Here is an 11,181-nt window from a genome sequence, read left to right on the forward strand (position 1 = left end):
ATAGGTGAATCGCCTCGCAATGACGGCAAGAATAAAAATAATGGAAAGAATTACAGCAACATATTATATTGAAACACCGCTTGATTTAGAAAAGTCGGCTCAGGTTTTAGCTGGCGAACAATCTTCAGGTACTTTTATTGCCGTTCCTGGTGAAACTGAAGAGTTGAAAGCAAGATTTGCAGCTCGTGTAGAATCAATCGAAAAATTAGATAATTCAAGGCAACCATCAATTCCAAGTGTAAAGTTAAAGCCCGGAATTTATCAAAGGGCAATTATAAAAGTTTCCTGGTCGATAGAAAATTTTGGATACAATTTGCCTGTGCTTATCTCAACTTTACAGGGTAATTTATACGAATTAACTCAATTCACGGGCTTAAAATTAATGGATATTGATTTTCCAGATTCTTTTGCTAGTGTTTTTAAAGGTCCGCAATTTGGGATTGACGGATGTAGGAAATTAACGGATGTGCAAGGCCGGCCATTAATTGGAACGATCATTAAACCCAGTATTGGGATGAGCCCGGAGCAGACGGCCGAATTGGTGAAAACCATGGCAGAAGCCGGTATCGATTTTATCAAAGATGACGAATTACTGGGTTCGTCGGCTAATTCTGCATTTGATAAACGTGTTGATGCGATTATGAGTGTGATTAATGATCATGCTGATAAAACTGGTAAGAAAGTGATGTACGCCTTTAATTTAAGTGATGAAATTGACCAAATGCAACGCAATTACGAAAAGATTGTAAAAAGCGGAGGCACTTCAGCAATGATTAGTTTAAATAGTGTTGGCTTGGCTGGTGTAAAAAAAATTAGCGATAATAGGGAATTAGCCATTCATGGGCATAGAAATGGCTGGGGAATGCTAAACAGGCATCCGCTTTTAGGTATCGAGTTTCCGGCTTACCAAAAATTATGGCGCTTGGCAGGGGTAGACCAAATCCATGTTAATGGCATCCAAAACAAATTCTGGGAATCTGACGATTCTGTTGTAACCTCAATTGAATCGTGCTTGAAACCATTTTTAACTGGTTTTTCTGTATTGCCTGTTGTCTCTTCTGGGCAATGGGGCGGACAAGCTGTAGAAACTTACAGGCGTACCAAAACGGTCGATTTATTGTATATGGCAGGTGGTGGAATTATGGCGCATCCAAGCGGTCCTGCTGGTGGCGTTATGGCTTTACAGCAGGCCTGGGAGGGCGCAGTTAATGGTCTGTCAGTTGAAGACACCGCAAAAAAATATCCAGAATTTAATCAATCAGTTTCCGTTTTTGGAAAAAAATAATTTCATGGAGCATACAGAAAATAACCGTTTATTGATTGCTTTTTATGGTGATGATTTCACTGGCTCGACAGATGCTTTGGAATTTTTGTGCAGAGCAGGAATTAAAACAGTTTTATTTATTGATGTTCCATCAGCAGAACAATTAGCGCAATATCCGGGCATACAAGCCATCGGAATTGCCGGTATGACCAGGTCTTTATCTCTGAAAAATATGGAGGCTGTTTTAAAACCGACTTTCGAGGCTTTAAAACAACTCAACCCTAAACATGTGCATTACAAAGTTTGCTCAACTTTTGATTCATCACCAACTATCGGGAGTATTGGCAAGGCCATTGATGTTGCTCAGATAGTGTTTGAAACGCCATTTGTGCCTTTGGTTGTTGCGGCACCTGCTTTAGGTAGATATTGTTTATTCGGTAATTTATTCGCCAAAATGGGGATTGGGAGTGATGGTGATATTTATCGTTTAGACAGGCATCCATCAATGCGTAAACATCCGGTTACGCCTGCGGATGAGAGTGATTTACGCCTGCATTTGGCTAAGCAGACAACTAAAAATATTGGACTTTTTAACATTATAAACCTTCATCAATTTGCCGGAAAGACATTGTTTATGCCTGATTTTGCGGACAATGAAGTTGTTCTTTTCGATGCCCTGACAAATGATGATTTAAAGCCTATAGGTGAAATTATCGAAAGTCAGTCTACATCAGTAAATGTAGTTTTTTCTGTAGGTTCATCTGGTGTAGAAATGGCTTTAGGTTCATATTGGCGAGAAAAAGGTATTGTAAATAATGAAGCTTCCTGGCAGGAAATTAATATTTCAAAACCTATACTCGTTATTTCCGGCAGCTGTTCTCCGGTAACCTCACTACAAATTGAAAATGCAATAAATAGTGGTTTTGCCGAAGTTGGTATTGATACGGTTTCATTAGCTGAACAATATCATGTAGATTTTGAAATAGATGAAAATATCGAAATTGCTTATGCTGAAAAAGTTTCAAAACTAATTAAATCGGGAAAAAATGTTATTGTACATACAAGTTTTGGACATAATGATGTTAGGGTTATTGAAACTGATAAAATATTGAAAGGCAAATTATTATATAAATCAATTGCATCAAAACTTTATGGAAAACTACTTGGCTCGATAGCCAAAATTGTTGCCAAACAAACCGATATTGAGCGTTTAATTATTGCCGGTGGAGATACATCAAGTTATGCGGCACGAGCTATGGAAATAGAGGCAGCGGAGATGATTTTACCACTTGCACCCGGAGCACCCCTTTGCAGGGCAAGCTCAAAAAATAATGCGGTTAACAATTTGCAAATCGTTTTTAAAGGCGGCCAGGTAGGTAAACCAGATTTTTTTATCCAGGCAGCAACAAATAATTTCAATTAAAAATTTAATAAATAACCAAATATGAAAACTAAAACCCTCGGACTTGTACATACCTCAGCTACGCTTGTGCCTGTATTTCAACAATTATGTTCAGTGCATTTGCCAAACGTTAACGTTTTTAATATAGTGGATGATAGCTTGATAAAAGATGTTATTGCTCGGAATGAACTCACAAAATTAACCGCCAGAAGAGTTGTAGATCATGTTGGTTCTGCTGCCTTAGCTGGTGCAGATTATATTTTGGTAACCTGCTCTTCAATTGGTGCAGCTGTAGAAGCTGCTGCAGAATTAACCGGTGTTCCGGTTTTGAGGGTAGACCAGCCAATGGCAGATTTGGCCGTACAATCAGGTAAAAAAATCGGTGTTATCGCAACTTTACCAACAACCCTCGGCCCAACAAGCGATTTGGTAAAACGCAGAGCTGCGGTAGCTGGTAAAGAAATCGAACTTACAGCTAAACTATGTGAAGGTGCATTTGAAGCTTTAATGGGAGGAAACCCTGAAAAGCATGATGAAATGGTTGCAACCGCTTTAAAAGAGCTTTCAACCCAAGTGGATGTTATTGTACTGGCGCAGGCATCCATGTCGCGTGTAGTAGATGGTTTGCAGGAGTCTGAGAGGAAAATTCCGATTTTAGCTAGTCCGGCGTTAGCTATACAGCATATTTCCACATTGTTAAAAGATTAGGGATATGCAAAATATCCGAAAAATCTGCCTGGTCATATCAGCTATTGCGTTTGCAGTATTGCTTTTTGGTTGTTTTACCAACAATGCAACTTATTGGCAGCCTGCTTCTGTTGTGTTGGCCGTAAGTTTTGCAATTGGCATTGGCGCAATAGAAAGCCTTAAGAACTACCAATACACCATGTGGATAATCGTCGCCGTTATTGCGGGAATGGTTTATCCCTCAGCATTTTTAAAATGGGGTAATTTTGATTTGCGCAATAAGTGGCTGGTATTGGTCGTAGTACAATTTGTGATGTTCGGCATGGGTATACAAATAGGTTTAAAAGATTTTTCGGGACTTGCAAATTCGGGTAAAGGAATAATTATTGGTTTACTTTGCCATTTTTCTATAATGCCCTTAATGGGTTTGTTATTGGTTAAAATATTCAATTTTGAACCTGAAATAGCAGCTGGAATCATATTAATAGGTTCTTGTTCAAGTGGTTTGGCTTCAAACGTAATGGTTTATATAGCTAAAGCAAACCTGGTGTTATCGGTTGCAGTTACGGCTATCGCAACCTTGGTAGCACCGATTATGACACCATTATTGATGAAACTTCTAGCCGGAACTTTAATCGAAATCAAGTTTTTAAACATGATGATGGAGATTATTAAAATCGTTATTGTGCCTATTGGAGCAGCATTGGTTCACGATTATCTTAAAAAAGCAACACCTAAAGGAATTAACATTATAAAAGTTATTGTTGGCTTTAGCGTTGTATGGCTTGCCGCACTATATTTTGGGTTATGGAATAGTTTAGCACAAAACTTACCTGAGGATGCCATGCATTCTGTTGAAATTTTCAGCTTCTTTGCAGGCGCTGTTTTGGTTGGCGTAATCTATCATCTGCTTACACTAAAAATTATTAATTTGGATGATTTAATGCCTTACGTTTCCATGTTTGGTATTGTTTACTTTACAACCGTAACAACAGCAGCAGGTCGCGATAATTTATTAAAAGTTGGCTTTCTGCTATTTTTAGCATCCGTTATTCACAATGGCGCAGGTTATTTATTCGGCTATATGTTAAGCCGGACATTTGGTTTGGATAAAAAATCATCAAGAACGGTTGCTTTTGAAGTTGGCTTGCAAAATGGTGGAATGGCATCTGGCTTAGCTGGTGGAATGGGTAAATTAGGAACCGTAGGTTTAGCAGCAGCGGTTTTTAGTCCCTGGATGAATATCTCGGGTTCAATTTTAGCAAACTATTGGAGAAGAAAAGCAATAAAAGAAGAAGAAAATGAACATAAACTTGCATAAAATAATATTAAGCATCAGTTTAATAACCTTTGCACTTTTTTCAAATGCAACGGTAAAGCCTGCTTCAATATTCACTAATCACATGGTTTTGCAGCAACAAAGTAAAGTTGCGATTTGGGGTTGGGCAAAACCATCATCAAAGTTAAAAATCATCACTTCGTGGAATAAAGAAAGCTATTCTGTAAATACCGATACGGAGGGAAAATGGAAGGTTAAAATAGCTACACCATCTGCTGGCGGACCATATACTATCGAATTTAACGATGGAGAAAAATTAATTCTATCAGACATTTTAATTGGCGAAGTTTGGTTTTGCGGTGGGCAATCAAACATGGAGTTGCCTATGAAAGGTTACAAAGGACAGCCGAATATTGGTAGTAATGAAGCCATCTTAAAATCTAAAAACCCCAATATTAGGTTGTATACAGTGCCCACGTCTTCTGTTACAGAAAGAAAAGATAATAGTAAAGCATCAGAATGGAAGTTAAGTGAGCCAGAAGTTGTCTCAAATTTTAGCGCCACAGCTTACTATTATGGTAAACTATTGCATGAAATTTTAGATGTTCCGGTTGGCATAATTAACGATAGTTTTAGCGGTTCATCTATCGAAGCATGGATGTCGCCCGAGGATTTAAAACCTTTTCCTGAAATAAAAATACCATTTAAAACCGATTCAATAAAAGAAGTTAGCCGAACACCAACCACGCTTTACAACGGAATGTTATATCCGGTAATTGGCTATGGTATAAAAGGCGCAATCTGGTACCAAGGCGAATCTAATTATGAGCGGCCAGACCAATACGAAAACTTGTTTCCAGCAATGGTTTCGTCTTGGAGAAAAAATTGGGACATTGGAGAATTTCCTTTTTATTACGCCCAAATTGCACCCTATAATTACGCTCAGCTGGCACCATTTCATAAAGGTGGAAAATACAATTCTGCTTTTCTTAGAGATGCACAGCGTAAATCTTTATCAAAAATTCCGAACGCAGGGATGGCCGTTTTAATGGATATTGGTGAAGAAAATATGATTCATCCATCACGAAAAAAAGAAGGTGCAGAGCGATTAGCATATCTGGCTTTATCAGAAACTTATGGGGTTAAAGGTTTTAACGCAAAAAGCCCGCTTTACGAATCATTAACAATCGATAAAAATACGGCTGTTGTTAAGTTTAAAGATGTTGCTAATGGTTTAACTTCTTTCAGTAAACAATTATCTTTATTTGAAATTGCTGGCGCAGATAAGAAATTTTATCCTGCGAAAGCGGTAATAAAAGGGAGCAGTGTTGTCGTGTCTGCCGAAGAAGTTAAAAATCCGATAGCTGTGCGTTATGCCTTTAAGGATTTTGTAATTGGCGATTTATTCGGAAACGATGGCTTGCCGGTTTCATCATTCAGAACCGATGATTGGGATAATTAACGATACATCATTTTGAGGCATGAAGTAATCTCCATTATAGATTGCTTCGTGCCTCGCAATGACGAGAACCTTAAATAGAAACAAAGAATATAATGCCAAAAAACACGGTTTTCAAATATCTAAAATGCACAAGGACTGTAAAACTCTTCCTTGTGTTCTTCCTGTTTTTGTGGTTTATACAAACAACGCAAGCGCAAGAAAACGTTATCTGGAATAGCCAAAGCAAAAATTCAGCTGAATCGATGCCGGTTGGTGGTGGCGATATCGGACTAAATTTATGGGTTGAAAAAGGAGCAGTTTACCTTTATTTATCGCGTAGCGGAACCTTTGATGAAAACAATACGCTGCTAAAACTTGGTCGTATAAAACTTAAATTTAGTTCTAACCCATTTGATGGAAAAACATTTAAGCAAGAGCTTGTTCTAAAGGATGGATACGCTCAAATTAATGGTTCAAATATAAAGATAAGAGTTTGGGTTGATGTTTTTAATCCGGTTGTTCATTTGGAAATAAAATCAAATCAAAAGATAATTACCGAAGCAAGTTACGAAAGCTGGCGTTACGAAGATAGAATAACGAAGGGCAAGGAAAATAATCAAAATTCTTACAAATGGGCGCCGCAAGGCATTGTTAAAACTGCAAAAGATGAAATTGCATTTAAAAATAATGGCGTTCAATTCTATCATCACAATAAAGCAGAAACTGTTTTTGATGTTGCTGTTAAACAACAAGGGTTAGAAGATAGAAAAGCTGAGCTATTCAATCCGTTAAAAAAACTGGTTTTTGGCGGTTCAATGCAAGGAAAGAATATGATTCCGGCAGGTAATGAAGATGGAACATATTTGAACACGCCATTTAAATCGTGGAAATTAAAAAGCAAATCGCCAAGCCAATCACAAGAAATTACAATTGCTTTAAATTCCAGCAAAGCTGATATTCAAAACTGGGAGCAAGAGCTAAAAGCGGTAAAAACTAACTCAAATCAAAAAAGTAGTTTGAAATGGTGGAATGATTACTGGCAAACAAGTTTTATTTACATCAATTCTAATGATGAAGCTGCAAACCAATCCTCAAAAAATTATCAATTATTTAGATATATGTTGGGTTGCAATGCTTTTGGTAAATACCCAACGAAGTTTAATGGCGGTTTATTTACCTACGATCCTCAACTTATAGATTCTACTTTAAAATATACACCCGATTTTAGGAATTGGGGTGGCGGAACGCATACCGCTCAAAACCAGCGTTTGGTTTATTGGCCAATGCTTAAAAGTGGCGATTTTGAAATGATGAAGCCACAGTTTGATTTTTATCTGGATTTATTGAAAAATGTAGAAATTAGAACTGAAGCCGCTTGGGGACATGATGGCGCAAGTTTTACCGAACAACTTGAAAATTTTGGCTTGCCAAATCCGGCAGAATATGGTTGGAAACGTCCGAGTGATTTTAATAAGGGCATGGAATACAATGCTTGGCTCGAATATGAATGGGATACGGTGCTGGAATTTTGTATGATGATTTTAGAAACGGAAAGGTATGCTGGCAAGAACATTGAAAAATATATTCCTTTAATTGAAAGTTCATTAACCTTTTTTAAAGAACATTACACCTATTTAGCCAAGCAAAGAGGAGCAAAGGCTTTAGATGCTAATGGACATTTGGTTTTTTATCCTGGTTCAGCTGCCGAAACGTATAAAATGGCTTACAATTCTACCTCTACAATTGCCGCCTTAAAAACGGTTTTAGAAAGATTAATTCAGCATCCAACATTAACGCAGAACAAAAAGGCAGAATGGATGGAAATGCTTAAAACCATTCCGCCAATCAGCTTTAGAGATTTTGATGGCAAACCTACAATAGCACCTGCAAAACTCTGGGAACGCATTAACAATACCGAAAGTCCGCAGTTGTACCCTATTTACCCATGGGGGATTTATGGGATTGGCAAACCTGGTTTGGATACCGCAATTAATACTTTTAAATGTGATACAGATGTTTTGAAATTTAGAAGTCACATCGGTTGGAAGCAGGATAATATTTTTGCAGCAAGATTAGGTTTAACAGATGAGGCCGCTAAATTTACAACTGAAAAATTAAAGGATTCTGGAAGAAGATTCTCGGCGTTTTGGGGGCCAGGTTTTGATTGGACACCAGACCATAATTGGGGCGGCTCTGGAATGATTGGCTTGCAGGAAATGCTAATGCAGGTTGATGGAAAGAAGATTTATCTTTTTCCGGCATGGCCGAAAGAATGGAATGTGCATTTTAAATTACATGCACCATACCAAACTACAATAGAAGGTAAACTGAAAGATGGAAAATTAACGGATTTAAAAGTATTTCCCGAAGCGAGAAAGGCAGACTTAATAAATAAAATGATAGAGTGATAGAAGGATTGAATTAGAGATTGTTGGATAAAGATTTTGTTTAGCACATTCACTCATTCAAAATTCAATCATTCATTAATTAAAAAATGATATGGATTTAAATTTAAAAGAAAAGGTTATCGTAATTACTGGTGCTGCAAAAGGTATTGGAAGAAGCATTGCAGAGGTTTTTGCAAAGGAAAACGCAATTGCAGTTGTTGTAGGTAGAAAAGCTAAGGATAATCAAATCGTTGTTGATGCAATTATCGAAAATGGCGGTAAGGCTGCACAATTTGTTGCTGAATTATCAAACCCAGATGACTGCAAAAAAGTGATTGCAGAGATTGTAAGCCAATTTGGACGAATTGATGGTTTGGTAAATAATGCGGGTGTAAATGACGGTGTAGGTTTAGAAAGTGGTAATTATGAAGATTTTATGGCTTCTTTGCATAAAAACGTAGTTCATTATTATTTAATGGCACATCATGCTTTGCCCGAATTAATTAAAAGTAAAGGTGCGATTGTGAATATTACTTCAAAAACTGCAGAAACCGGACAAGGGAATACATCAGCTTATGCCGCGGCAAATGGGGGTAGAAATGCCTTAACCCGCGAATGGGCTGTAGAATTGTTGAAATATGGTATCCGTGTAAATGCAGTTGTGGTGGCCGAATGCTGGACACCAGCCTACGAAACATGGATTGAAACGTTGCCAGATGCCCAAGCCAAACTGGATGAAATTACGGCTAAAATTCCTTTGGAAAACAGAATGACTACAGCTGAAGAAATTGCAAATATGACGGCCTTCTTAATGTCTGATAAATCGAGCCATACAACCGGACAAATCATTCACGTTGATGGTGGTTATGTGCATTTGGATAGAGCTTTAGCGAACGCGTAATTTTAAATATCTTAATTGGCGGTCATCATTGCGAGGCACAAAGCAATCTCTCTTAGATTAACAATGAGATTGCTTCGTGCATGGCAATGTCGAAAATATTCACTCATTCTATCATCCAAAATTCAATCATTAAATAAATGAAAACCCTAACCTGTACAACACCTGGGACTTTTGAATATTCAGAAACCGAAAAACCTGAATTGAAAAAAGACCATGCAATTATAAAAATAAAACGAATTGGCATCTGTGGAACTGATTTACATGCTTTTGAAGGTACACAACCATTTTTTAGTTATCCCAGAGTTTTGGGGCATGAGCTTTCTGGTGAATTAGTTGAAGCAGATGGCGCAACAGATTTTAAAATAGGAGAGGCGGTAACTTTTATTCCATATTTTAATTGTGGCGAATGTATTGCCTGCCGTATGAATAAACCAAATTGCTGTGTAAGAATGCAGGTTTGCGGTGTGCATGTGGATGGTGGCATGCGTGAGTATTTACAAGTTCCATCGCGTACATTGTTACACGGAGAAGCTTTGAGCTATGATGAATTAGCACTGGTAGAGCCTTTGGCTATCGGCGCTCATGGCGTTCGCAGGGCTGATGTTCAAAAAGGAGAATTTGTATTGGTTATTGGTGCTGGTCCGATTGGTTTGGGTACTATGGAATTTGCCCGAATTGCAGGCGCAAATGTTATCGCTTTGGATATTAACAACGACCGATTAGCTTTCTGTAAAGAAAAACTTGACGTTCAGCATATAATCAATGCCCTTTCGCCTGATGTTACAGAGCAATTAAGTAAAATTACAAATGGAGATATGCCTACGGTAGTTATCGATGCAACGGGAAACCAAAAGGCAATAAATAATGCCATTAATTACATGGCGCATGGCGCAAGATTTGTTTTAATCGGTTTGCAAAAAGGCGATTTAATTTTTAATCACCCAGAATTTCATAAAAGAGAATCTACATTGATGAGCAGTAGAAATGCTACTATCGAAGATTTTGAACATGTAATTAAATCAATGAAAGCCGAATTGGTAAATCCTACAAACTATATTACGCATCAGGTTAATTTTGATGAAGTGAAAGATAATTTCGAAAGTTGGTTAGACCCGAAGAATGGTGTGATTAAGGCAATGGTAACTATATAGTGTCTCACGGATTATCTATCGTCATTCTCGCGTATGCGGGAATCTTAAAGCACATTTTGGTACAAGCGCTTTAAAATTCTCAATCAAATGGGGAATGATTAACGCCTCAAACTCAACACCACGTTATTGCGAGGCACGAAGCAATCTCTAAGCTATCGTTATTAAAATTCAATAATGAGATTGCTTCGTGCCTCGCAATGACGAATGAGCAAGCAAAGCAAATATCATCATCAACATTCTCGTATATGCGGAAAGGTTAATGCTTAGTTTAATATATGCGCTTTAAAATTCTCAATCAAATTTGGAATAACGAAGGCCGCAAACTCAACACCATGTCATTGCGAGGCACGAAGCAATCTCTAAGCTATCGTTATTAAAAATTCAATAATGGGATTGCTTCGTGCCTCGCAATGACGAATGAGCAAGCAAAGCAAATAGTATCATCAGCATTCTCGCGTATGCGTGAATGTTAATGCATCATTTAAATACATGCGCTTTAAAATTCCCAATTAAATTGGGAATGACGAAGGCCGCAAACTCAATGTAAGCTCCCCTGTTTTTCAGACCATTCAAAAGTATAATTTTGTCCTCAAATTTCCTGCAATAAATCTACAGGAGATTTGAAGTTTAATGCCTGGTGTGGTCGATGGTAATTGTAGTCCACCATCC

General features: G+C 37.7%; 8 protein-coding genes. All 8 read left to right on the forward strand.

Annotated elements, in window-relative coordinates:
• Window positions 1-40 precede the first annotated feature (40 nt).
• The 8 genes from LUA86_RS14130 (at window position 41) to LUA86_RS14165 (ending at window position 10,512) form a co-directional block, all read left to right on the forward strand.
• Entirely contained in the window at window positions 41-1,285 is a 1,245-nt protein-coding gene (locus LUA86_RS14130) for a ribulose-bisphosphate carboxylase large subunit family protein (protein WP_231463813.1), read from the forward strand.
• Between the two features lie 4 nt (window positions 1,286-1,289).
• The gene (locus LUA86_RS14135; RefSeq protein WP_231463815.1) at window positions 1,290-2,687 is read left to right on the forward strand and encodes a four-carbon acid sugar kinase family protein; all 1,398 of its coding nucleotides are present in this window, start codon (window positions 1,290-1,292) and stop codon (window positions 2,685-2,687) included.
• 21 nt (window positions 2,688-2,708) lie between these two features.
• Window positions 2,709-3,374 (forward strand): aspartate/glutamate racemase family protein, encoded by a 666-nt coding sequence (locus LUA86_RS14140; protein ID WP_231463818.1) that lies wholly within the window; start codon window positions 2,709-2,711, stop codon window positions 3,372-3,374.
• A gap of 4 nt (window positions 3,375-3,378) precedes the next feature.
• Window positions 3,379-4,674 carry a bile acid:sodium symporter family protein gene (locus LUA86_RS14145; protein WP_231463821.1) on the forward strand — a complete coding sequence of 432 codons (1,296 nt, stop codon included), beginning with the start codon at window positions 3,379-3,381 and terminating at the stop codon, window positions 4,672-4,674.
• Complete coding sequence (locus tag LUA86_RS14150; RefSeq protein ID WP_231463823.1) at window positions 4,655-6,094, forward strand: sialate O-acetylesterase; 1,440 nt, start codon at window positions 4,655-4,657, stop codon at window positions 6,092-6,094. The genes LUA86_RS14145 and LUA86_RS14150 overlap by 20 nt, the downstream gene beginning before the upstream one ends.
• A 152-nt stretch (window positions 6,095-6,246) precedes the next feature.
• The gene (locus LUA86_RS14155) at window positions 6,247-8,481 is read left to right on the forward strand and encodes a DUF5703 domain-containing protein (RefSeq protein ID WP_231463825.1); all 2,235 of its coding nucleotides are present in this window, start codon (window positions 6,247-6,249) and stop codon (window positions 8,479-8,481) included.
• Window positions 8,482-8,572: 91 nt separating this feature from the next.
• Window positions 8,573-9,361 (forward strand): SDR family oxidoreductase, encoded by a 789-nt coding sequence (locus LUA86_RS14160; protein ID WP_231463827.1) that lies wholly within the window; start codon window positions 8,573-8,575, stop codon window positions 9,359-9,361.
• A 137-nt stretch (window positions 9,362-9,498) separates the two neighbouring features.
• Window positions 9,499-10,512: a zinc-binding alcohol dehydrogenase family protein gene (locus LUA86_RS14165; protein WP_231463829.1), complete on the forward strand. Its 1,014-nt coding sequence runs from the start codon at window positions 9,499-9,501 to the stop codon at window positions 10,510-10,512.
• Window positions 10,513-11,181 lie beyond the last annotated feature (669 nt).

The organism is Pedobacter sp. Leaf132 (assembly GCF_920984695.1).
In the GTDB taxonomy this organism is placed as follows: domain Bacteria; phylum Bacteroidota; class Bacteroidia; order Sphingobacteriales; family Sphingobacteriaceae; genus Pedobacter.

What these genes read in the sequence shown, in the direction of transcription:
- LUA86_RS14160 (WP_231463827.1), top strand. Translation starts at nt 8,573, where the DNA reads ATGGATTTAAATTTAAAAGAAAAGGTTATCGTAATTACTGGTGCTGCA.
- LUA86_RS14135 (WP_231463815.1), top strand. Translation starts at nt 1,290, where the DNA reads ATGGAGCATACAGAAAATAACCGTTTATTGATTGCTTTTTATGGTGAT.
- LUA86_RS14130 (WP_231463813.1), top strand. Translation starts at nt 41, where the DNA reads ATGGAAAGAATTACAGCAACATATTATATTGAAACACCGCTTGATTTA.
- LUA86_RS14145 (WP_231463821.1), top strand. Translation starts at nt 3,379, where the DNA reads ATGCAAAATATCCGAAAAATCTGCCTGGTCATATCAGCTATTGCGTTT.
- LUA86_RS14165 (WP_231463829.1), top strand. Translation starts at nt 9,499, where the DNA reads ATGAAAACCCTAACCTGTACAACACCTGGGACTTTTGAATATTCAGAA.
- LUA86_RS14150 (WP_231463823.1), top strand. Translation starts at nt 4,655, where the DNA reads ATGAACATAAACTTGCATAAAATAATATTAAGCATCAGTTTAATAACC.
- LUA86_RS14140 (WP_231463818.1), top strand. Translation starts at nt 2,709, where the DNA reads ATGAAAACTAAAACCCTCGGACTTGTACATACCTCAGCTACGCTTGTG.